Source organism: Dactylosporangium sp. NPDC006015 (assembly GCF_040614215.1).
Classification (GTDB): Bacteria; Actinomycetota; Actinomycetes; order Mycobacteriales; family Micromonosporaceae; genus Dactylosporangium; species Dactylosporangium maewongense.
On record NZ_JBEXUD010000048.1, the window covers coordinates 1 to 21,229 of the forward strand.

General features: G+C 71.4%; 20 protein-coding genes. 7 read left to right on the forward strand and 13 right to left on the reverse strand.

The window, feature by feature from the left end; all coding sequences use genetic code 11:
• The 4 genes from ABZ321_RS47465 to ABZ321_RS47480 form a co-directional block, all read right to left on the reverse strand.
• Nucleotides 1–412: carbohydrate-binding protein (locus ABZ321_RS47465; RefSeq protein WP_354902972.1), on the reverse strand; the 412-nt coding region annotated here is incomplete at its 3' end.
• A gap of 136 nt (nt 413–548) precedes the next feature.
• Nucleotides 549–1,391, reverse strand: coding sequence for a molybdate ABC transporter substrate-binding protein (gene modA, locus ABZ321_RS47470; RefSeq protein WP_354902974.1), 843 nt, complete (start codon nt 1,389–1,391; stop codon nt 549–551).
• 93 nt (nt 1,392–1,484) lie between these two features.
• Complete coding sequence (locus ABZ321_RS47475) at nt 1,485–2,201, reverse strand: lytic polysaccharide monooxygenase (RefSeq protein ID WP_354902976.1); 717 nt, start codon at nt 2,199–2,201, stop codon at nt 1,485–1,487.
• Nucleotides 2,202–2,365: 164 nt separating this feature from the next.
• Nucleotides 2,366–2,983, reverse strand: coding sequence for a DUF4253 domain-containing protein (locus ABZ321_RS47480; protein WP_354902979.1), 618 nt, complete (start codon nt 2,981–2,983; stop codon nt 2,366–2,368).
• Nucleotides 2,984–3,118: 135 nt separating this feature from the next.
• Between ABZ321_RS47480 and ABZ321_RS47485 the strand changes: the two genes are divergently transcribed.
• Nucleotides 3,119–6,016: a BTAD domain-containing putative transcriptional regulator gene (locus ABZ321_RS47485; RefSeq protein ID WP_354902981.1), complete on the forward strand. Its 2,898-nt coding sequence runs from the start codon at nt 3,119–3,121 to the stop codon at nt 6,014–6,016.
• Here ABZ321_RS47485 and ABZ321_RS47490 read toward each other — a convergent pair.
• From ABZ321_RS47490 to ABZ321_RS47510, 5 genes are all read right to left on the reverse strand, one after another.
• Nucleotides 5,953–6,435, reverse strand: coding sequence for a S26 family signal peptidase (locus ABZ321_RS47490; RefSeq protein WP_344513132.1), 483 nt, complete (start codon nt 6,433–6,435; stop codon nt 5,953–5,955). The genes ABZ321_RS47485 and ABZ321_RS47490 overlap by 64 nt on opposite strands.
• Nucleotides 6,432–8,312: an ABC transporter ATP-binding protein gene (locus tag ABZ321_RS47495; protein WP_354902984.1), complete on the reverse strand. Its 1,881-nt coding sequence runs from the start codon at nt 8,310–8,312 to the stop codon at nt 6,432–6,434. The genes ABZ321_RS47490 and ABZ321_RS47495 overlap by 4 nt, the downstream gene beginning before the upstream one ends.
• On the reverse strand, nt 8,309–8,833 hold the full coding sequence (locus tag ABZ321_RS47500; RefSeq protein ID WP_344513129.1) for a hypothetical protein: 525 nt from the start codon (nt 8,831–8,833) through the stop codon (nt 8,309–8,311). Before ABZ321_RS47500 ends, ABZ321_RS47495 begins: the two co-directional genes overlap by 4 nt.
• A complete protein-coding gene (locus ABZ321_RS47505; RefSeq protein WP_354902986.1) occupies nt 8,830–9,411 on the reverse strand; it encodes a MauE/DoxX family redox-associated membrane protein in 582 nt (193 codons plus the stop codon). The genes ABZ321_RS47500 and ABZ321_RS47505 overlap by 4 nt, the downstream gene beginning before the upstream one ends.
• Nucleotides 9,412–9,576: 165 nt before the next feature.
• Entirely contained in the window at nt 9,577–9,774 is a 198-nt protein-coding gene (locus ABZ321_RS47510) for a hypothetical protein (RefSeq protein WP_344513126.1), read from the reverse strand.
• Nucleotides 9,775–9,989: 215 nt separating this feature from the next.
• Between ABZ321_RS47510 and ABZ321_RS47515 the strand changes: the two genes are divergently transcribed.
• The 5 genes from ABZ321_RS47515 to ABZ321_RS47535 all read left to right on the forward strand — a co-directional run bounded on the left by ABZ321_RS47515 (nt 9,990) and on the right by ABZ321_RS47535 (nt 14,815).
• Complete coding sequence (locus tag ABZ321_RS47515) at nt 9,990–10,919, forward strand: ABC transporter ATP-binding protein (RefSeq protein ID WP_344513124.1); 930 nt, start codon at nt 9,990–9,992, stop codon at nt 10,917–10,919.
• A 1-nt stretch (nt 10,920) separates the two neighbouring features.
• Nucleotides 10,921–11,661, forward strand: a complete 741-nt coding sequence (locus tag ABZ321_RS47520) for an ABC transporter permease (protein WP_344513122.1) — start codon at nt 10,921–10,923, stop codon at nt 11,659–11,661.
• Nucleotides 11,662–11,681: 20 nt separating this feature from the next.
• Nucleotides 11,682–12,941 carry a sensor histidine kinase gene (locus tag ABZ321_RS47525; protein ID WP_354902988.1) on the forward strand — a complete coding sequence of 420 codons (1,260 nt, stop codon included), beginning with the start codon at nt 11,682–11,684 and terminating at the stop codon, nt 12,939–12,941.
• A complete protein-coding gene (locus ABZ321_RS47530; protein WP_344513118.1) occupies nt 12,938–13,567 on the forward strand; it encodes a response regulator transcription factor in 630 nt (209 codons plus the stop codon). Before ABZ321_RS47525 ends, ABZ321_RS47530 begins: the two co-directional genes overlap by 4 nt.
• Nucleotides 13,568–13,696: 129 nt before the next feature.
• Nucleotides 13,697–14,815, forward strand: coding sequence for a hypothetical protein (locus ABZ321_RS47535; RefSeq protein ID WP_354902990.1), 1,119 nt, complete (start codon nt 13,697–13,699; stop codon nt 14,813–14,815).
• A 103-nt stretch (nt 14,816–14,918) separates the two neighbouring features.
• Here the strand turns inward: ABZ321_RS47535 and ABZ321_RS47540 are convergent, their stop codons facing one another.
• On the reverse strand, nt 14,919–16,160 hold the full coding sequence (locus tag ABZ321_RS47540; RefSeq protein ID WP_354902991.1) for a hypothetical protein: 1,242 nt from the start codon (nt 16,158–16,160) through the stop codon (nt 14,919–14,921).
• Nucleotides 16,161–16,404: 244 nt separating this feature from the next.
• Here ABZ321_RS47540 and ABZ321_RS47545 point away from each other — a divergent pair, with 244 nt between their 5' ends.
• Nucleotides 16,405–18,033 (forward strand): sensor histidine kinase, encoded by a 1,629-nt coding sequence (locus ABZ321_RS47545; protein ID WP_344513111.1) that lies wholly within the window; start codon nt 16,405–16,407, stop codon nt 18,031–18,033.
• Nucleotides 18,034–18,115: 82 nt separating this feature from the next.
• Here the strand turns inward: ABZ321_RS47545 and ABZ321_RS47550 are convergent, their stop codons facing one another.
• From ABZ321_RS47550 to ABZ321_RS47560, 3 genes are read right to left on the reverse strand one after another with little or no spacing between them, the layout of a single operon-like run.
• The gene (locus tag ABZ321_RS47550) at nt 18,116–19,159 is read right to left on the reverse strand and encodes an ABC transporter substrate-binding protein (RefSeq protein ID WP_354902992.1); all 1,044 of its coding nucleotides are present in this window, start codon (nt 19,157–19,159) and stop codon (nt 18,116–18,118) included.
• Between the two features lie 28 nt (nt 19,160–19,187).
• On the reverse strand, nt 19,188–20,141 hold the full coding sequence (locus ABZ321_RS47555) for an ABC transporter permease (protein ID WP_344513107.1): 954 nt from the start codon (nt 20,139–20,141) through the stop codon (nt 19,188–19,190).
• Nucleotides 20,131–20,934 (reverse strand): ABC transporter ATP-binding protein, encoded by an 804-nt coding sequence (locus tag ABZ321_RS47560; RefSeq protein WP_344513105.1) that lies wholly within the window; start codon nt 20,932–20,934, stop codon nt 20,131–20,133. Before ABZ321_RS47560 ends, ABZ321_RS47555 begins: the two co-directional genes overlap by 11 nt.
• Nucleotides 20,935–21,229 lie beyond the last annotated feature (295 nt).

Genomic DNA, 21,229 nt, shown 5'->3' on the forward strand with positions numbered 1-21,229 from the left:
GCACGGTGCTGCCCTCGTAGACGCGGTAGCCGGTGACGGTGCCGGTCGAGGCGTTCCAGGCGAGGGTGAAGCTGGTGTTCGTGGTCGCGGTCACCCGGAAGTTACCGGGAGCGGACGGCGTGCCGGCCGGCGTGGTCGGCGGGGGAGTGGTCGGGCCGCCGCCTCCGGTGCACGTGCCGAGGTCTGTCCACAGCGACGGCGTGGTGGACGGGGTCCAGCCGGTCCCGGGGTAGGCGGTGTGGGTCTGCAGCGCCCGGTACGTGTGGCCCTGGTACGTGACCTGGGTGCCGACTGTGTAGGTGTTACCTTCGGCCCAGACCGGGGCGGTGCAGGCGGCCTGGACGGCGGCGCTGCCGGCCTGTGCCTGGAGCGTGGGGACGAGCACGATTGCCGTCATGACCGTGGCGGCCATGCCCGCTGCCAGTGCGAATTTACGACGTTGAGAGCTCATTGGACTCCTCGCCATCGATGGATCGATGGCGAGGAAACTATCAGTTAACACTGTTAAATGTAAGAGGCGGTTACTTTCCTGCTTGCTCATCCGTAGGTCAGGTGGGTGACAGGCCGGCGTCGGCGAAGATGTGCCGCGCCAGGGCGGAGCCGAGGAACGCCACGAACGCGTCGGCGCCGACCGTGTTGGGGCCGGTCGAGACCTTGATGGCGGTGTACTGGTCGGCGATGAGCAGCGCCTGGGAGAAGTCGAGGGCACGCAGGTCGTTGCCGGACGCGACGACGTCGGTGCGGTAGACGAGCGCGGCGTCGGCGGCACCCGAGCGGACCCGTGTCAGCGCGGTGGCCGGGTCCGGATCGACGGAGACGGGGCGCACGTCGACGGCGGCGGCCGTGAGCGCGGCGCGGCTCACCCGGCCGCACGGGGTGGTCTCGGCGCACAACGCCACCCGCCTGCCGGGAAGGTCGGCGAGACCGGCGATCCCGGCGCTCGGCGCGACGGCGATGACGATCGGGTCGCGGGCGACGACGGCGGGCTCACCGCGGGCGTGCCCGGCCGTGACCTGGGTGGTGGCGACCGCGTCCGCGGACACGAACACGTCGACCGGCGCGCCGGCGAGGATGTGCCCGGCGTGCTCGGAGCCGCGGCCGTACTCCACCGCGACCCGGACACCCGGGAATGCCTCCTCGAACTTCGGCACGAGCTGGGTCAGCGTGGCGCGCAACTCGTCGGCGGCGTGCACGACGACCGTCCCGCCCGGCGCGCCGGACCCCACCGGTCCGCCGGCGGCGTGCTGGTGGTCGCTGCCGGCGGATGCCGGCGCCGCGGCAGGCGCAGGTCCGGAACTGGGCGACGGGCCGGAACACGCCGCCAGGCCGAGACCGGCGACAACCGCGGCCACCGCGACAACGGCCACGACGTTCTGGCTGCGCAGGTTCATCGGCGAGGGCTCCGCTCGATCGGGTGCTCGGAACCGTCCGGCCCGGGATGCCCCGGGCCGGACGGCCTGTTCTTCATCAGTACGTGTGCCGGATCAGCAGGCGCCGTTGTCCTGCCAGACGCCCCACTCCCCGGTGGTGCCCGGCTCCTCGCCCTGGGTCCACCAGCGCGCGGTGTACTTGCGGCTCTTGTGCGAGACGGTCATGCCGCCGGTGTAGACGGCCGAGGCGCTCCACGCCGCGCCGCAGTTACCGGTCGGCGGCGGGGGCGGGGTGGTGCCACCGCCGCCACCACCGCTACCCACGTTGACGTCGACGCAGGAGTAGAACGCCATCGCCGTGTCGTAGATGTTCCAGACGGCGAGGATCTTGTGCCGTCCGCTGGGCAGCCCGGTGACGTTGTGGTTGACGATCTGCGGCGGCTGCGCGTTGCCGTTGGTGAACGTCTGGTGCAGGTTGCCGTCGACGTAGTACTGCCAGTTGAGCGTGCGGTGCATGGCGGTGTTGCGCCAGGTGAACGTCTGCGAGCTGCTGATGTTCGTGACGCGCCAGCCCTTGTTGTCCTGGTCGAGCACCGTGTAGCTGCTCCCGCCGCTGCAGTTGCGGGAGCCCTTGGGCGCCTCGACGCTCTGCGGTTCGTACTGGATGGAGCCGCAGTTCGCGACGACACCGGTGGCGCACTGGTCCTGGCGGCTCGGTGGGCTGGTGACCCAGCCGTGAGCGCTGGCCGGCGTGGCCGAGAGGATCACGGCGAACAGCGGGGCGGTGAGGAGGGCGGCCGCCAGGACCGCCAGTCTTCTTCGGAGGGTCATGTTGCTCCTTCGGCAGACGTGAGTCATCCGTTGACGACCGGTCCGCCCACCGGCGTCGACCTTCCCATCAGGGAACGTCAATCAGTTAAGTTTGTCAACAGTTAACCGTCGCCGGTCCACGCCACGCTGGGGGGCGCAAGCCACCCAGTGCCGGCGGCGGAACCTCAGTCCCACCAGAATGACCAGATGGGCGCATCGATGAGTCGGCCGGCGTAGGTGGTGAGGTCCGGTGCGTTGCCCTGCCAGACGTTGTCGGGACAGAACGCGAAGTGCTCCGCCGCGATGGTGAGGGCGACGGCGTGGTCGGTCGGTGGGACTGCGACGCTCAGGTACAGCTCGGCGAACCCGACGCCGATGACGCGTGTGGCGAACCGGTGTTCCCAGGAGCGCAGTACGGCGGAGAGCTTCGCCGTGTCGTTGTCGTAGTTCGCCGGGCCTTGCCATCCGGCTGCGGTGATGGAGTCGGTGCCACGGGCGGTGGCGACCAGGCCGAGCCGTAGCCCGGGGTTGCCGGCCAGCATGAAGCTCACGCACTCGTCGGCGTGCAGGTCAGGATCGTCGCCGACCGGTTGCGGCGCGGCGAGACCCGGCCAGCGCTGCCCGTATGGAGCGGTGACGGCGAGGCGCTCGGCCGGCGACATAGCCATGTCGCCGTACCGTCCACATTGGATGACGGTGCGGCAGAAGCCCTCCTGCGGCGCGTGCCCGTCGACGCCGCGATGTTCGAGCTGACTGGAGACGGCGACGGCCGGCGGTTCGTGGCGGGAGCCGGTCGGCGGCATGGTGCCGGTGGTCGAACAGCGCCTATACAATGCAAATCACCTGAATCAACCAGCGACTATGGCTGAGGTGGATCTGCTGCGTACCGGGGTAGCCAAAGGCGCGGCGGTCCCGGCCGGTGACCCGGGCACGTGCGGGTGAGCGAGCAGGTCGCGGGTGGACGGATCGACGTCTCCGTCCTGGGCCCCGTGCAGCTCCGCCGGGACGGTGTCCCGGTCCCGCTGGGGCCGCAGCTCACCACGCTGCTCGCCATCCTGCTGCTGGAGCTGGGCAAGCCGGTGCCGAGCCGGCGGCTGGCGACGCTGCTGGCCGGCGACGACGTGTCGGACGCCGCGCGGGCCACCCTCCGCAGCCACGTCGCCCACCTGCGGCGCGCCCTCGAACCCGGTGAGCGGGGACAGCGCGGCAAAGGGCTCATCGCCACGGCCGGCCACGGGACCGCGGCGGGGTACCGGCTGGACCTGGAGCCGGCGTGCGTCGACGCCGTCCGGTTCGAGGAGTCGGTCCGGGAGAGCCGCCGGCTGCTGGCGCTCGGCGACGCCGAGCAGACCGACAGGGCCGTCGCTGTCCTGCGTACCGCGCTCGACGACTGGCACGGCGAGCCGTACGCCGACCTCGCCGACAGACCCTTCGCGTTGGTCGAGATCGCCCGCCTGAGAGCAGTGCACCGCGCGGCGCTGCTCGCCTACGCGGAGGCGGTCAACGAGTCGGGGCGGCACGCCGAGGCGATCGGCGACCTGATCGGCGCGGTGGCCGCCGACCCGTACGACGAGGGCCTGCGCTGCATGCTCGCCCTCACCCTGTACCGCGACGGCCGGACCGACGAGGCCGCGGAGGTGTGCCGGCACGGTCTGGCGCTGCTGGGTGGCCGGGGCATCGACGCGCCGGAGCTGCACCGCCTGCAGCGCGACATCCTGCGGCGGGAGGTGCGGCAACCGGCCGGCGGGCCGGCCGGCCGGTCCTCGGTGCCCCGGATGCTGCCGCCGGACCTGCCGCGTTTCGTCGGCCGGGCGCAGGAACTGTCCACCGCGGAGGACCGGCTGGTCGGCCGCGACGAGCCGCGGTCGGCGGTGCTGCTGGTCCTCGGTCCGGCCGGGGTCGGCAAGACGAGTGCGAGTCTGCGGCTGGCCCACCGGCTGGCCCCACGGTTCCCCGACGGGCAGCTCTACGCCAACCTCCGCGGCTTCGACGCCAGTGCCGCGGCGCTGGCGCCGACCGAGGTGCTGCGCGTCTTCCTCGAGGCGCTCGGCGTGGCACCGGAGCAGATCCCGGCCAACCTCAACGCGCAGATGGCCAGGTACCAGGCCCACCTGCGGGACCGCCGGATCCTGATCGTCCTCGACAACGCTCACGACGCCGACCAGGTCCGGCCGCTGCTTCCCGCCTCGACCACGTGCGTGACGGTGGTGACCAGCCGGAACCGGATGTCGTCCCTGATCGCCGTCGACGGCGCCCACCCGCTCACGCTGGGCCTGCTGGACGAGGAGGAGGCCGGCCAGCTGGTCGGCGACCGGATCGGCGCCGACCGCGCCGGGAAGGAACCCGAGGCCGTCTCCGAGATCGCCCGGCTCTGTGCGGGACTCCCGCTGGCCCTGTCCATCGCGGCCGCCCGGGCCGCCGCCAACCCCCAGTTCACCCTCCAGGCCCTCGCCGATGACCTGGCCGGGGCCGGGGTGCTGGACCGGCTCGCCGACAGCGACTCGTCGGTGGACGTCCGCGCCGTGTTCTCCTGGTCCTACCGGGCGCTGACCCCGGCGGCGGCCCGGCTGTTCCGGCTGCTCGGCCTGCATCCCGGCCCGGAGTTCACCGCCGCCTCGGCGGCCAGTGTGGCCGGGGTGGGCCGGCGCGCGGCCAACGCCCTGCTCGCCGAGCTGACCGGTGCCCACCTGACCGGGGAACGGGTGCCGGGCCGGTACGTCATGCACGATCTGCTCCGGGCGTACGCGGGTGAACTGAGCGAGGCCGAGCCCGAGCGGGCTGCCGCACGGCGCAGGATGCTGGACCACTACCTGCATTCCGCCGTCGCGGGGGACAGGGCGCTGATGCCGCACCGGCAACCGGTGGCGATGGCCGCACCGGAGGAGGGCGTGACGCCCGAGGACATCGCGGAGGTCGACCCCCTCGCCTGGTTCACCGCGGAGCACCAGACGCTGATCGCCATGGTCGGTTGCGCCGCCCAGGCCGGTCTCGACCGGCACGCCTGGCAGCTGGCCTGGGCGACGGCGACGTACCTCGGCCGGGGCAGCTACTGGCACGACGTGCTGACCACCCAGTCCCTGGCCCTGTCGGCGGCGACCCGCCTCGATGACCGGCCGGCGCAGGCCCAGTGCCGCAGGGAGCTCTCCCACGCGCTCGCCGGGCTCGGGCGGTCGGAACAGGCGCGGTTCCAGCTGCACCGGGCGCTGGCCGATCTCGCCGATGCCGCGGATCCGAACGGCCAGGCGTACATCCACCTGAGCCTCGGCTGGCTGTGTGAGCTGCAGGGGGACCGGCGGGCGGCGGCACACCACGACCAGGTCGCGCTCGACCTGTTCACGCGGGGCGGCGACCGCGGCGGGCAGGCCCGGGCACTGAACGCGGTCGGTTGGGATCTCGCGCAGGTCGGCGACTACCGGCAGGCCATCGGATACTGCCGGCAGGCGCTGTCCCTGCACGCCGAACTGGGCGACGACGCCGGGGCCGTGAACACCTGGGACACCCTCGGCTACGCCTACCAGCACCTGGGCGAGTACATCATCGCCGTCGAATGCTACGAGCAGGCACTGGGCCTGAACGTCGGGCACCGCTTCAAGGAAGCCGAGGCCCTGGCGCATCTCGGTGACTGCCACCACGCCCTGGGTGACATGACGGCCGCCGCGGCCAGTTGGGGACGGGCGTACGCGATCATGACCGAGCTGCGCACCGACGGCGCCGAGGCCGTGCGGGCCAAGCTGGAGCTGTGCAGCGCCCGGACCAGGCTGGCGGCCGCCGGTCAGGTCGAGGGCGAGCGACGGGCGTTGAGCACCGCGCCCAGCACCCGCGCGCCGGAGAAGTAGCCCATCCGCCGCGAGTCGAAGCTCGAGCCCGGATTGTCGCCCAGGAGCACGACCATGCCCGGCGGCACCCGCTCCCCGGCCAGCGCCGGCACCCGGTCTCGGGGCACCGGATCGCCGGGCACCGCCGCCACCCTCTTGATCAGCCACCGGCGCCGGCCCACCTCGGCCGCCGGGGCGCCGTCGGGCAGCAGCGGCAAGTGCCACGTGCCGTCGAGGGACGGGTACTCCACGACCACCACCTGTCCCACGGCCGGCATGCCGCCCCGCCGGACCAGCACCCGGTCGCCGTCGCGGTACGTCGGCTCCATGCTGGCGCCGTGCACGGTCACCGCGACGAGACGACGTGCCAGGCACCGTCCGAGCAGGACCGCGCCGGCCAGGGCCGCCGACACCCCGTAGATCAGCATCCACACGATCATCTCGCCTCCGTCGTCAGCGCGCCCTCGGCGTGTTCGCCGTAGCCGGACGCCTGCAGGTCGAACAGCCTGCGGTAGGTGCCGCCGGCCGCCATCAGGGAATCGTGCGTGCCTCGCTCCGTCACGCCGCCGTCGGCGATGACGACGATCAGGTCGGCGTCGCGGAGGGCGCCCAGCCGGTGCGAGATCAGCACGCTGGTGCGGCCCGCGCGGTACCGCAGCAGGCGGTGATGGATCTCGTGCTCGGCCGCGGCGTCCAGCCCGGCCGAGGGCTCGTCGAGGATCAGCAGGTCCGGCCGGTCCCGCAGGAAGGCGCGGGCGAGCGCCAGCCGTTGCCACTGGCCACCCGAGAGGACCACGCCGGTGGTCGGGTCCTGCTTGTCCGCTTCCTGGTAGAAGATCCGGGACAGCAGGGTGTCATACCCGTGCGGCAGCGCGGTCAGCACGTCGTGGACGCCGGCGGCACGGGCGGCGGCGGTGATCCGCTCCCGGTCAGGTAGGGCGGTGAGATCACCCAGCGCGATGTTCTCCGCCGCGGTCAGGTCGTAGTGCATGTAGTCCTGGAAGACGGCGCCGATGCGGCGCCGCAGCTGGACCGGGTCGACCTCGCGGATGTCCACCCCGTCCCAGAGCACCTGGCCACGGCTGGGGTCGTGGAACCGGCACAACAGCTTGACCAGCGTCGACTTGCCGGCGCCGTTGAGCCCGACGACCGCGAGGGTGGCGCCGGCCGGGATCCACAGGTTCACCCCACGCAGGACCCACGGCGTCCCGGCGGAGTACCGGAACCACACGTCCCGTAGCTCGATACCCCGCCGCAGCTGATCGACCGGCCGGGCGACCGGGGCGACGGGCAGGTCGGGCGGGCTCGTCGTCACCGCCACGTAGTGGTCGAACATCAGCAACGCGTGGTGCGCGCGGGCGATCTCCGCGGCCAGTGAGGCCAGCGCGTTCTGTACACCGGCGACCGCTGCGACGAAGACGGTGACGTCACCGACCGTGATCCGGCCGGCCGCCGCGGCGCGGACCGCCCACAGCAGGCCGACGCCGGCGACGACCGCGGCCACGAGCGCCAGGCTGACCTGCGCCACCAGCTCGCGGCGGTCGTTGAGGTGCTTGGCCCGGTTGACCGTCCGGCGGTCGGCCAGCATCCGGGCCCGCAGGTGGCCGCCGGTGCCGAACAGCCGCACCTCCTTCGCCGCCGCGGCGGTGGAGAGCAGCTGGCTGTAGAAGAACTCGCGGCGCTCCGCCGGCCCGATCCGCCACTGCATCCCGGCCCGGTAGCGGGCGAGCAGCATCTCGGTCGCGAGCATCGGCACCGCCGACGCCAGCACCAGCACGGCCAGCATCGGGCTGAACAGGTAGAGCGACCCGAGGAAGCCGGTGACGGTGACCGCCGTCCGGGCGGTGCCCAGCACACCGTCCACGACCTGGCTCGGGGTGCTGCCACCGGTCTGCTGGGCGAGCCGGAGCCGGTCCAGGAACTGTGGGTCCTCGAACCGGTCGAGGCCGACGAAACGGTCCACCGCCGTGAACAGCCGTTCCTGCGCGAGCAGGCCGACCGACCGGTCCAGCTCCGCCCGCAGGAACTGGGTGAGCTGCGGCGCCGATCCCGCCACCATGCCTGCGACGGCGAGCGCCAGTCCGAGCTGGGTCAGGGTCCTCGGCGCCGCGTCGCCGGCGAGCCCGTCCAGGATTCCCTTGGTCAGCCACGCCATCAGTACGGGCAGCGCACCGGCGCCGAGCGTGAGCACGACGTACCCCAGCAGGGTCACCGGGGCGGCGCGGCCGACGAGCAGGCAGGCCGTGCGGATCCGCCGTGCCGACCGCGCCGGTGACGGCGCCTCGACGCCGCCCCGCCGTGTCCGCCACCCGGTCATGCCGGGGCCGGCGCCGTCTGCTTGATCCGAACCACCCGGCCGGCGTCGTCCGGGCCTACCCACATCATGGTGGGGTAGGTGAAGGCCCGGAACGCGTTGCTGAGGGGACCGCCCTTCGGCTCGACCACCACCCGCGCCACCGCGGCGAGCCGCTCGGCGAACCCGTCGGCGTCGCCGGCACCGTCCGCGACGACGGCGAGCACCTGATCCCGGCCGCCGGGCACCCGCCGGGCGTGCTCGACGAGTTCGGGCAGCTTCTCCCGGCAGGAGTCGCAGGACGTGGAGACGAAGGCCACGAAGGTCTCCCCACGCAGCAGCTCGCGGCGTACCGGCACGCCATCGGTGTCGACCGCGGCGAAGTCGCCCACCGGGTCGGCGATGCCCAGCTCGGCGGAGGGCCCGGCATTGTTGGACAGCAGCGCCGTGTGCTCCCGCAGACGCTTGAGCACACCGAACGTGAGCAGGAAGTTCACCGTGCTGAGCAGGCCAACGACCAGAACGGCCGCGACAAGAACGGTCATCTGTTGCTCCTAAACGTAGTGGTGAGTCGCGGATCGTGCTCGACCCCGCGGAACACGGCCGCCAGGTCGTCGAATCTGGTGGCCAGGAAGCCCAGCAGCAGGCCGGCGAAGCCGGCGAGCAGCAGCCCCGCCGGCCGGAGGGAGCCGGGTGGTGACGCAGCCGCCGCGAACGCCGCGGCGGCTCCCCCCGTCGCCAGACCGGTGAGCAGTATGTTGCGGACGACGTGCCGGCGGCCGAGCCGCTCGGTGGAGGCGCCGAAGCAGCGGCAGGTGCTCGCGGTCCCCCGTCGTACCGCGACCGCCACCCCCACCGTGAAGACGCCCAGCAGCAGGGCCGCACCGACCAGCGCGAGGCCGGGGACGAGCCCCGTGGGCACCGCCAGCGCCGCGCACAGCACGCCCTCCGCCACCACCAGGACGATCGCGGCCGGCCGGACCAGGCGTCGCGGCAGCAGGCCGACGCCGCGCAGGGAGGCGACGAACGCGGGGAACGCGCCCCGTCCCCACAACTTGCCGACCGAGGACGCCAGGAACACCAGCCCGATCGCGCAGCGCACGGTGATGGCCAGATAGTGCATCGGAGATCCCTTCGCTTCGACTCGTTGGCGCCCGGCCGCCCCGGCCGAGGCCCGACCACCCGTCTCCGACCGTGGATTCCACGTCGGAGCACCGGCGTCGCGACCTCGGCCGGAGACGGGAAGCCGCACGGCGGCAGCGGTCAGCCGCCCCGCGGCCTCAGCTGATCAGCAGCCCTTGCACAGGATCCATTCACCGGGCTTGTCGATCTCCCCGACGGTGCAGGCGTCGCAGGGCAGCGCCCGCCCGCACCGGCTGATGCACTGCCAGCACGACGGCCAGCTGCCACAGCCCGCCGACGCACTGATCTTGGGCACGAACATGGCCAGCAACCGGCCGCCCATGCCCTCGACGATTCCCCTCATCCGAGCCTCCTGACATACCCGAGGAGCACCGTGCTACCTCTGTGGAACACCCTGCCGAGCCGCGGTGCAAGCCCGGTGCAAAGGCCGTGGAAGCGGTGTGGAAGCACGTCACCGGACGGTTGAGCGCATCCACCGATCGGTTGATACGGAGGCCCACCGACTGAGGTGTCGCGCGGTCGATCCGCCGCGGCGCGCCGTGGCGCAGGCTGAAGGGCGTGGACATCATCACAGTCACCGACCTGCGGAAGCGGTACGGTGAGCGCGACGTGGTCGACGGCGTTTCGTTCGCCGTGCGGGAGGGCGAGATCTTCGGGATCCTCGGCCCGAACGGCGCGGGCAAGACCACCACGGTCGAGTGCATCGCCGGGCTGCGTCGGCCCGACGGCGGCACGATCAGCGTGCTGGGGCTGGATCCGCGCCGCGACGGGGGCGAGCTGCGGCACCAGCTGGGCATGCAGTTGCAGGAGAGTCACCTGCCCGACCGGATCACCGTCGCCGAGGCACTACGGCTGTACTCGAGCTTCTACCGCGACCCGGCCGACTGGGAGGCGCTGCTGTCCGACCTCGGCCTGTCCGAGCAGCGACGCACCCGCTTCGGCAAGCTCTCCGGCGGGCAGAAGCAGCGGGTGTCGATCGCGCTCGCGCTCGTCGGCAACCCGCGGGTGGCGGTGCTCGACGAGCTGACCACGGGCCTGGACCCGCAGGCCCGCCGCGACGCCTGGGACGTGGTCGAGCAGGTCCGCTCGCGCGGCGTGACCGTCGTGCTCGTCACCCACCTCATGGACGAGGCCGAGCGGCTCTGCGACCGGGTGGCGCTCATCGACGCCGGCCGGGTCGTCGCGCTCGACTCCCCGGCCGGGCTCGTCTCCAAGGTCGACGCGCCGCAGCGGATGCGGTTCCGCCCGGCGAGCCCGCTGGACGACCGGCTGCTCACCGAGCTGCCCGAGGTCACCGGGGTGACCCGGCAGGGCCCGCAGGTGATCGTGACCGGCACCGGCAACCTGGTGCACGCAGTGACCGCCGTGCTGGCCCGCAACCAGATCATCGCCGCCGAGCTGCGGGTGGAGCAGTCCGGCCTGGACGACGCATTCCTGGCGCTGACCGGGCGCCAGGCCGAGACGCAACCGGACGAGCAGGGAGCCTGAGGTGTCAGCACTGTACCGAATGACCACGGCAGAGCTGCGGCTGTTCCTGCGCGAACCGAGCGCCTACATCTGGTGCACCGCCTTCCCCGTGGTGCTCCTCGTGGCATTGGGCAGCGTTCCGCCGTTCCGCCGCGCGGATCCGGCGCTGGACGGGCTGCGCGTCATCGACCTGTACGTGCCGATCATCGCGATCATGGGCCTGGCCGCCATGGCGCTGTTCGTGACGCCGCTGTTCCTCGGGCAGTACCGGGAGAAGGGCGTGCTGCGCCGGCTGGCCACGACGCCGATCGGCCCGGGGCGGGTGCTCGCCGCCCAGGTCGCGGTGCAGGCACTGCTCGCCGTCGCCACGCTGCTGGTGCTGTACGTGGTGGCCGGCCTCGCCTTCGACGTGCGCCCGCCGGGACAGGTCCTCGGGCTCGGATTGGTGTTCCTGCTCACCGCGGCGGCGATGTTCGGGCTGGGTCTGCTCGTCGGCGCGGTGACGCCCTCCAGCCGTGCGGCGAGCGGCATCGGCACCGCGCTCTTCTTCCCGCTGATGTTCTTCGCCGGCCTGTGGGTGCCGCGCGAGGTGATGCCGGACAAGCTGGTGCGCGTCAGCGACTTCACCCCGCTCGGCGCGGCGGTCCAGGGGCTGCGCGACACCACGGACGGCGGCTGGCCGTCCGGCCAGGCCGTCGCGGTGCTGGCCGCCTACGCGGTGCTCGCCGCGCTGCTCGCGATCCGATGCTTCCGCTGGGAGTAAATCTACGGTGGGGTAGGGGCATGACGAGCGTGCCGGCCGAGCTGCCCGAGACGTTGGAGTCGCGGCTGCGCCTGCGGCGGCTCCTGGTGCCCCTGCCGTACATCCTGCTCGGCGTGTCGGCGGTGCTGGTCCTGCTGAGCCCGGGCCAGAGCGCGGGCGACCGGCTGGTCACCGTGGCCCTGGTCGCGGTGACCGCCGCCTGGGCGCTGGGTATGTACACCCTGCGCCCGGCGTCGTGGACGCAGCGGACCGGCCCGATGCTGGTGTACGTCGGCGGGCAGCTGGCCCTGGCGGCGGTACTGATGTCCTGGCAGCCGGCCTTCTTCGTCTTCGGCACCATCGGCTTCGTGCAGGCCTACGAGGTGCTGCCGCCGCGGTGGGCGTTCGTCAGCATCTTCCTGACCTCCTGCCTGGTCAACGTGCTGCCGGGCGGCGTGCCCGACACCCCGGAGTGGGCCACGATGGTGGTGCTGATCGTGGCCCTGCAGACGTTCCTCATCGGCTGGTTCGGCTATCTCGGGTACCGCTTCAGCGACGAGACCGAGCAGCGCCACCGGGCGGTGGCGCAGCTGCGGACCGCGCTCGCCGAGAACGCGGGCCTGCACGCGCAGCTGCTCGAGCAGGCCCGCGAGGCCGGCATCCACCACGAGCGGCAGCGGATGGCCCGCGAGATCCACGACACCCTCGCCCAGGGGCTGACCGGCATCATCACGCAGCTGCAGGCCGCCGAGCGGGTCCGCGACGACCCGCGGCTGTGGCGCCACCACGTCGACCAGGTCCACACGCTGGCCCGGGAGAGCCTGGCGGCGGCCCGCCGCTCGGTCGCCGCGCTCGGCCCGCAGGAGCTGGAGGACGTCCGGCTGCCCGACGCCGTCGCCGACCTCGCCGCGCGGTGGTCGCGGACCTCGGGCGTGCCGGTACAGCTGGAAACCACCGGCGAGGCGCGCACGCTGCACACCGAGATCGAGGTCACGCTGTTCCGCGCCGCGCAGGAGGCGCTGGCCAACGTGGCCAAGCACGCCGGCGCCGCCCGGGTGGCCGTCACCCTGTCCTATCTTGACGACGTGGTGATGCTCGACGTGCGCGACGACGGCGCCGGCTTCGACCCGGCGGCGGTGCCGCCCGGCGGCGGCGCGGACGGCAGCGGCTTCGGCCTGCACGGCGTGCGCCAGCGGGCGGAGCGCGTGCAGGGCACCCTCACCATCGAAAGCGAACCCGGCGACGGCACCACCCTCAACGTCACCGTGCCGGCTCTGACCCCGGAAACGAGGCCGACGTGACCCCGCCCATCCGCCTGCTCATCGTCGACGACCATCCGATCGTGCGCGACGGGCTGCGGGGCGCGTTCGCCGGCACCGCCGAGTTCGAGGTCGTCGGCGTCGCCGGCGACGGCGCCGCGGCGGTCGAGCGGGCCGTCGAGCTGCGGCCGGACGTCGTGCTCATGGACCTGCGCATGCCGGTGGTGGACGGCGCCGAGGCGATCCGGCGGCTGCGGCAGCGGGCACCGGAGGTCCGGGTGTTGGTGCTGACCACGTTCGACACCGACCACGACGTGCTGCCCGCCATCGAGGCCGGCGCCACCGGGTACCTGTTGAAGGACGCCCCCGTGGAGGACCTGCTGCGCGCGGTGCGCTCCGCCGCGCGGGGCGAGTCGGTGCTGGCGCCGGCGGTGGCCGGGCGGCTGATGGGCCGGGTCCGCCGCCCGGTGTCGGGCACGCTGAGCCAGCGCGAGCTGCAGGTGCTCAAGCTCATCGCCGACGGCGCCAGCAACCGCGAGGCGGCCGCCGGCCTGCTCATCAGCGAGGCGAGCATCAAGACCCACCTGCTGCACATCTACGACAAGCTCGGGGTACGCGACCGGGCCGGCGCGGTCGCCGAGGCGTTCCGCCGCGGCCTGGTCTCGTAACCACAGGGGAGCGGCCGCCCGGGCCGCCCGCCGTTCACCTACAAGTTGTAGGAGTATTGGTCGAGTGCCGCCGGGGCGTAACCGAGGCGGACGACACTCCGGGGGCAGATCGTTCCCGGAGGAGTCGCGATGCGTACCAAACTGTCCCTCGGCCTGACCGCGGCCGGCGCCGCCCTGATCCTGGGCGTGGTCCTGACGGGCGGCGGCCCGTCGCCGGCGATCGCCGACGGCGGTCACGACGACCGCGGCCACGGCGACACGTTCGACGTGGGCCTGTTCGGCGACATGCCGTACGGCGACTACGGCCGGTCCCACATCGGCAACGTCGTCGCCGACATGAACGCGAGCCACCTCGCCTTCTCGGTCTTCGACGGCGACATCAAGAACGGCAGCGAGCCCTGCTACGCCGACCCGCACCCGACCAACCCGGCCAACCCGACTCCGGACAAGGCGGTCGCCGACGCCGCCCACCCGGACGTGTACAAGGACGCGAAGGGTCTCTTCGGGCAGTTCCAGGCGCCGGTGGTCTACACCCCCGGCGACAACGAGTGGACCGACTGCGACCGCCCGAGCACCGTCGGCGGCCTGGTGTCGGACTCCAGCGACCGGCTCGCGTACCTGCGCTCGATCTTCTTCACCACGAACCTCAGCCAGGGTCGGCGCCCGATGAGCGTGGTCCAGCAGAGCGCTGCCTACCCGGAGAACGCCCGCTGGACGCGCGGCCCGGTCACGTTCATCACCGTCAACATCCCCGGCAGTGACAACAACTTCGCCGACGGCGGCAAGAACGGCCCGGCCGAGCAGGGGCAGGCCGAGTACGCGGCCCGCAACGCCGCGAACCTCGAATGGCTGCGCGCCGGTTTCGCGGCCGCCAAGGCCGCCCGCAGCAAGGGCATCATGATCATCACGCAGGCGGACATGTGGGACCCGACCGCGGTGCTGACCCACTACGCGGACACCAAGAGGGAACTGTTCCTGCAGACCACGACCTTCAACGGCCGGGTGGTCCTGGTCAACGGCGACAGCCACAGCTTCGAGACGGACAAGCCCCTCACCGACTACGCGACGACGAACGCGGCCGGTCTGGCGGGACCGAACGTGGTGGAGAACTTCACCAGGGTGACCACCTTCGGCGAGGCCCAGAACCATTGGGTGAGCGCCACCATCGACGCCCGCGACCCGAACGTCTTCAGCTTCGAGCAGCACCTGGTGACGGCCAACCTCCCGGCCTACACCCCGCCCGCCTGAGCGGCGCGCGTCCCTAGGTACATCGGCGGCATGATCGACGGGTCGTGCGTGAGCGGGTCCGCATCAGTCGGTGCGGACCCGCAGTCGGCAAACTGCCGCCCCGTCAGACCCCGTCGAAGGTGTTCAGCGTCTTCATCAGGTCGGCCACCGCGGATGCGCAGGCGGCCTGGGTGGGATGCGCCGCACGCAGGACGGTGAGCGTGGCGTCGATCCGGTCGTCGACCTCGTGCCACCTGGTGGCGTCTCGCGGCTTGAGCCCTGCCTCGGCGTTGTCCCAAGCCACCTCGAGGTCCTTGACGCGGGTCTTCGCGCCCGCGAGGTCGTTCGAGGTGACCTTGTCCTGGACGTCGGAGACGATCGCCGCGAACTTGCTGAGGTTGCCGAGCTTGGTCGTCGGGTGTACGAGTTGGGCCACCGGGGCGGACGCGCTCGCCCCGGTGGCCGTGGTCTGGGCGGCGTCGGCCTGCGGGTCCGTGCCCGGCGACGATCCCTGCACCAGGCTGAGCCCGAACCCGGCCACGACGACCGCCAGGGCGCAGACACCGGCCCAGGCGTGGTCCTGGCCGCGGCCGCCGCTCGGTCCGGCGTTCTTCTCGGCGACTCCGTGGCGGCCGACCAGGAGCTGCTCGCGGACGACGAGCACGAGGATGGCCGCCAGGAACAGCAGACTGGTGACGCTCGCGCCGAGGGCCAGCCCGCCGAGGTCCTTGTCCTGGGTGAGCAGATCGCCGAGCGACGCCCCGAGCGGCCGGGTGAGCACGTAGGCGATCCAGAACGTCAACACCTGCCCGGCGCCGAGCCGGAACGCGATCCACGTCGCCAGAATCAGCCCGCCGAAGAGCAACGTGCCGTTGCGGAAGCCGAGGTTGAGCGCCTCGGTGGCGAAGTCGCCCGCGGCGGTCCCGAGCGCGAACGTGGTCAGGATCGCCGCCCAGTAGAAGCCCTCGCGGCGAGGCGTGTTGATGGAGGCAATGGCAAGCGTGCGTTCCTGCCGGTACCAGATCGCGAACACCGCCGCCAGCAGGACCGCGAACACGGCGGTGCTGAGATGGAGCGGCACGCCCAGGATGTCGGTGAAGAAGTCGGTGATCTGGGTGCCGACGATGCTCACCAGCACCACACAGAGCCAGTAGATCCAGGGCGTGTACCTGCGGGTGCGGAACTGCACGACCAGCGCGGTCACCAGCAGGGCGAGCATGATCGCGTCGGTCACCGCGGGCCCGAGGCCGACGCTCACGGCGAGGTAGTCCGCGACGGTCTCCCCGATCGTCGTGGACAGCACCTTGATGACCCAGAATGTGGCGGTGATCGCGGGCACCTTGGTCTGCCACCCGCCTGGAGCCACGAGCCTGTTGGTGGTTACGGACACAGCTCTCCCTCATGACGGCGCCGTAGGCGTCGAATCCGCAGAATGCCGTGGAAACGTAGGCCCGCCGTCCTGAAAGTTCGCTGAAAGAGACGCGCCCTGTTCCGCCGCCGGCGGGGTGATGTCGCCGTAGCCGACGGCTGCATGGCGCCCGGACGGGTAGCGCCGCCCCTCGCTCTGGGGGCCGTTCGCGGCGGGTCGTGTGCCGCCGTACCGTCGTGGCATGCTTCGCCCGCGGTTGAGTTTCGCGCGCCAGACGCTGCTGTTGCAGGTCGTCGTGATCACGCTTGTGGTGAGTGTCGGGCTGTTCGTCTTCGGCTGGCTGCTGGATGGTGAGCTGACCGTGCAGTACGGCGAGCGAGCCCTCGCTGTCGCGCATTCCGTCGCCACGGACCCGGACATCGTGGAGGCCGCGAGCCGGGTCGACCCTCGCACCGGCCGGCACGATCCGGACGGCGTGGTCCAGGCGCGGGCAGAGTCGGTGCGCCTCAGCACTCACGTGCTCTTCGTCGTCGTCACCGACAAGGACGGCATACGCCTGTCACACCCGATCCCGGGCGAGGTGGGGCACCGGGTGAGCACCGATCCTTCTGAGGCGTTGGCCGGTCGCGACGTGGTGACCGTCCAGCGGGGCACGCTCGGCGACTCCGCCAGGGCCAAGGTGCCACTACGCGATCAGACCGGTCAGGTGATCGGCATCGTCAGCGTCGGCATCGACCTGGACGACATCCAGACGCGCTGGCGGGGGATCGTGGCGGTGGCAGGCCTGTACACCCTGGCGGCGCTGGCGCTCGGCGTGGCGGGGGCGGCGCTGCTGACGCGGCGGCTGCGGCGGCTGACGCTCGGCCTGGAGCCCCATGAGCTCGCCGAGCTCCTGCAGGAGCGGGAGGCCGTGCTGCACGGCATCGGTGAGGGGATGCTCGCGGTGGACGCCGCCGGCCGCATCTCCGTCTACAACGGGGAGGCCGAACGGCTGCTGGGCATCCATTCGCCGGTGGGTGCCACGCTGGCCGACATCGACCTGCCCGTCGGTGTCCGATCGGCACTGTCCGACGACGGCGATGCGGACAACCTCGTCACCGTCGCCGGCGATCGGGTGCTGGTCGCCACCCGCAGGCAGGTCTGGCGTGAGGGGCGAAGTCTCGGCCGGGTGCTCACGTTGCGTGATCGCACCGACTTCGAGAAGCTGGTCAGTGAGCTCGACGCCGTCCGGACACTGACGGAGGGCCTGCGGGCGCAGCGGCACGAGTTCTCCAACCGGCTGCATCTGATCGCCGGTCTGCTCGAGACCGGGCACCACGTTGAGGCGGTGGAGTATCTCCACATGGTGTCGGCCTCGTCGGTCGTCATGACGGATGCGGACGACCAGGCGATCCTGGACCCGTACCTGCGGGCGTTCCTGGCGGCGAAGCGGGCCATCGCCGCCGAGAAGGGGGTGGGCCTGGACATCAGTGAGGGCAGCTGGGTGGCCCGGCGGGTGACGGCCCCGGTCGAGGTGATCACCATTCTGGGCAATCTGCTCGACAACGCGATCGACGCCGCACGTCTGGGCGCGACGCGCCCGGCCTGGGTGGAGATCGTGCTCGCGGGCGAACAGGACACCCTGCACGTGAGCGTCGCCGACTCCGGTGACGGCATCGCGTCGTCGATGACGGACCGCATGTTCGAACAGGGCGTGTCGACGCGGGCCGGCGACAGCCGGGGGCTCGGACTGGCCATCGTCCAGCAGTCGGTGCGCGCGCTTGGTGGCGCGGTATGGCTGGCCCAGTCCGGCGGCGACGGCGAGGGCGCGGTGTTCGCCGCCCGCCTGCCGGCTGTGCTGGCTGCCGACACGGGAGCCGACCAGGACTGATCGTGACAGGTCGGCGGGTCCGCAATGGTGGGACCCGCCGACCGTCGAGTGATCGCTGCGGATCAGGTCGCTGAACGACCGGTCACGCCTTCGGGACCTTGGTCACGAACTCGGTCGTGTACCCCTTCGCCACGTCGATGGACGCCTTGCCGCTGGCGACCTCGGGGATGCCGGCGGCGAGGACCTCGATGACGTTGCGGGCGCCGTCGGGGTCGATGACGCCGTCGGTGGTGAACCCGTCCTTGGTCTCCTTGATCGACGCCGCGTACAGCTGCGGGTTGCCTCCCGCGTAGTCGGCCGGCATCTTGGCGGCGATGTCTTCCGCAGAGCTGCTCCCGATGTACCGCAGGGTCTTGACGAAGGCGTTGGCCAGCTTCTGGGACTCCCGCGGGTGGGCTGCCACCCAGTCGCACGGCATGTAGAGGGAGCTGGCCGGGTAGAGCCCGCCGAGCGCCTTCCTCGTGCTGTCCACAGTGGACAGGTCGACCAGGGTCGTCGCGGTGCCCTTGCTCAGCAGGGTGGTCGACGTGGGTGGCGTCGTCATGCCCGCGTTGATGCCGCCGTTCTCGATCGCGGCGACGAACGTGGAGCCGGCGCCGGCCGCGACGCCGACGAAGTCGCCCTCCTTGACGCCGGCCTTCGCCATCAGCGAGTTGATCAGGGCGTTGGTGGAGGAGCCCTTGCTGGTGAACCCGACCTTCTTGCCCTTCAGGTCCGCCATCGTCTTCACCGTCGCCGCGTCCTTGGACGACAGCATGACCTTCTCCAGCGGCGTGTTGGCGAACTGTACGACGCTCCGGACGCACTTGCCCTTGAGCTGCAGGGTGTAGGCGTGGTCCATGAACCCGACCACCCCGTCAAGGTGCCCGGCCAGCATCTCGTTCTCCTGGTTGACACCGTTCTGCTCGTCGGAGAGCTCGACCTCCAGGCCCTCGGCGGCGAAGTAGCCCAACCGCTCGGTGAGCATCGCGGGCAGGTAGATGACCTTGTTGATGCCACCGACGCCGATCCGGACCTTCGCCAGCGGACCTTCGGTGTTCGGGGCCGTCGGCCTTTCGGCCGTGCTGCAGGCCGCCAGGCCGGCCGAGAGGCCGACGGCGAGGATGGTTGTCAAGAACTTCCGCATGTTCCAGTCACTCCTTTGTGGATGGTCGCTAGACATGGCTGGCTTCGCTCGCCGAAGGCGGGCGCCAGCGGAGCAGGCGTTTCTCGAGCGCGGTGAGCAGCCACTCCGCGCCGAGGGCGACGACGGTGATGATGATCATTCCGGCGTAGATCCCGGCCGCGTCGAAGGTGCCCTGGGAGTGGGCGATCAGCAGGCCGAGGCCGCGCTTGGCGCCGATGACCTCACCGACGACCGCGCCGATCAGCGCGAAGCCGAAGGCGACGTGCAGCGAGGCCAGGATCCAGGATGTGGCGCTCGGGATGACGATGGAGGTGAGCACCTTCGTCCGGCTCGCCCCCAGGATGCGGGCGTTGTTGACCAGGTTGCGGTCCACCTCGCGGGCGCCTTGAAACGCGTTGAAGAAGACCGCGAAGAAGACGAGGACGACGGCGGTGGCGATCTTGGAGGACAGGCCGAGGCCGAACCAGATGACGAACAGTGACGCGAGCACGATCCGCGGAATGGCGTTGGCGGCCTTGATGAACGGGGCGAGCACCTCCGCGGCGAAGCGGGCCCGGCCGAGCAGGATGCCGAGCACGACGCCGGCGATCGACCCGATGACGAAGCCCGACGTCGCCTCCCAGAGGGTGACGCCGATGTGCTCCCAGATCGGGCCGCTGCTCGGCCCGACGGTGAACCAGTCGTGCAGGCGTTGCCAGATCTGCGAGGGCTGGGAGTAGAAGAACTGGTCGATGCCCCAGCGTTGGGCGTGGTCCTTCCAGTCCAGCGGCTTGCTGAAGTGGGTCCGCCCGTCGAAGTCGACCCAGTAGCGCGCGGCGAGTTCCCACGCCGACAGGCCGACCGTGACCAGCAGGAGCCGGACGCCCCAGACCAGTGCGAGATGGCGGTGCCGTGATCTGCGCGCGGCCGCGACCGCCGCGCGTTCGGCGTCTGCGGACGGTGCCCGCGTCGGGTGCCGCGGTACGTCGGTGTCAGGCAGCATTGAGCGTCGCTCCCCTTCTCGCTCGGGCGACCTCTTCGCGCAGGCAGTCCCAGATCTCGCGGTAGATGTCGAGGAACGCCGTGGTGAGACGGATCTCCTCGACGTCACGGGGTCGAGGAAGATCGATCACGAAGTCGGCCTTGATGGTCGCCGGGACGGCGGTCAGCACGACGACCCGGTCGGCGAGTGCGATCGCCTCCTCGAGGTCGTGCGTCACGAAGATCACGGCCGCGCCGGTGCCGGCCCACAGTCGCAGCAGCTCGTCCTGCATCAGGCTGCGCGTCTGTACGTCCAGCGCGCTGAACGGCTCGTCCATCAGAATGATCTTCGGTTCGTTGACGAGCGTCTGCGCGAGCGCTACCCGCTTGCGCATGCCACCGGAAAGCTGATGGGGGTAGTAGGACTCGAAGCCGGCGAGGCCGACCCGCTCGACCCAGGTCGTCGCGACGGCACGCGCGTCAGCCTTGCGCACGCCACGGAAACGCGGTCCGGCGGCGACGTTGTCCAGCACGTTCTTCCACGGCATGATCGCGTCCTGCTGGAACATGTAGCCGATGCCCGCCGGGATTCCTTGCACCGGCTTGCCGCCCACCAGAACCTCACCGGAAGATGCCGGTTCGAGGCCCGAAACCAATGACAGCGTGGTGGATTTGCCGCAGCCGGTCGGGCCGACCACCGCCACGAATTCGCCGGGGCGAATGGTCATGGTGAGGTTCTGAACCGCTGTCATGATTCCGGTCGAGCCGCGGAAGCGCTTGGTTGCCTCCCTCAACTCGATCACGGGTTGGGTCACGTCTCCTCCTTGTGTTGCCCGGCGATTACAGGGGTGTTTCACCGGGTGTTGCGGAGGAGGGTATGGAGCCGGCCAGCTGGCTTCCAGCCTTGCCGTTGTTGCGAAGGCAATTGACGTTCTGGAGGTTTCGCGCGTTTTGCTCGCGGCGGTTCACGGATGGCAGATGGCCCGGGGTCCGGTCCCTGCGTCGCTCGTCGTGCCTGCATGACGAGCGACGCGATTGACACGACGCGACGTGCAAACCTAATCTGGGCCCGCTGCAGCCGACGCGCGGTTCACGAACTCAGCGGCGAGG

What these genes read in the sequence shown, in the direction of transcription:
- modA (WP_354902974.1), bottom strand. Translation starts at nt 1,391, where the DNA reads ATGAACCTGCGCAGCCAGAACGTCGTGGCCGTTGTCGCGGTGGCCGCG.
- ABZ321_RS47475 (WP_354902976.1), bottom strand. Translation starts at nt 2,201, where the DNA reads ATGACCCTCCGAAGAAGACTGGCGGTCCTGGCGGCCGCCCTCCTCACC.
- ABZ321_RS47480 (WP_354902979.1), bottom strand. Translation starts at nt 2,983, where the DNA reads ATGCCGCCGACCGGCTCCCGCCACGAACCGCCGGCCGTCGCCGTCTCC.
- ABZ321_RS47490 (WP_344513132.1), bottom strand. Translation starts at nt 6,435, where the DNA reads ATGATCGTGTGGATGCTGATCTACGGGGTGTCGGCGGCCCTGGCCGGC.
- ABZ321_RS47495 (WP_354902984.1), bottom strand. Translation starts at nt 8,312, where the DNA reads ATGACCGGGTGGCGGACACGGCGGGGCGGCGTCGAGGCGCCGTCACCG.
- ABZ321_RS47500 (WP_344513129.1), bottom strand. Translation starts at nt 8,833, where the DNA reads ATGACCGTTCTTGTCGCGGCCGTTCTGGTCGTTGGCCTGCTCAGCACG.
- ABZ321_RS47505 (WP_354902986.1), bottom strand. Translation starts at nt 9,411, where the DNA reads ATGCACTATCTGGCCATCACCGTGCGCTGCGCGATCGGGCTGGTGTTC.
- ABZ321_RS47510 (WP_344513126.1), bottom strand. Translation starts at nt 9,774, where the DNA reads ATGAGGGGAATCGTCGAGGGCATGGGCGGCCGGTTGCTGGCCATGTTC.
- ABZ321_RS47525 (WP_354902988.1), top strand. Translation starts at nt 11,682, where the DNA reads ATGACGAGCGTGCCGGCCGAGCTGCCCGAGACGTTGGAGTCGCGGCTG.
- ABZ321_RS47535 (WP_354902990.1), top strand. Translation starts at nt 13,697, where the DNA reads ATGCGTACCAAACTGTCCCTCGGCCTGACCGCGGCCGGCGCCGCCCTG.
- ABZ321_RS47545 (WP_344513111.1), top strand. Translation starts at nt 16,405, where the DNA reads ATGCTTCGCCCGCGGTTGAGTTTCGCGCGCCAGACGCTGCTGTTGCAG.
- ABZ321_RS47550 (WP_354902992.1), bottom strand. Translation starts at nt 19,159, where the DNA reads ATGCGGAAGTTCTTGACAACCATCCTCGCCGTCGGCCTCTCGGCCGGC.
- ABZ321_RS47555 (WP_344513107.1), bottom strand. Translation starts at nt 20,141, where the DNA reads ATGCTGCCTGACACCGACGTACCGCGGCACCCGACGCGGGCACCGTCC.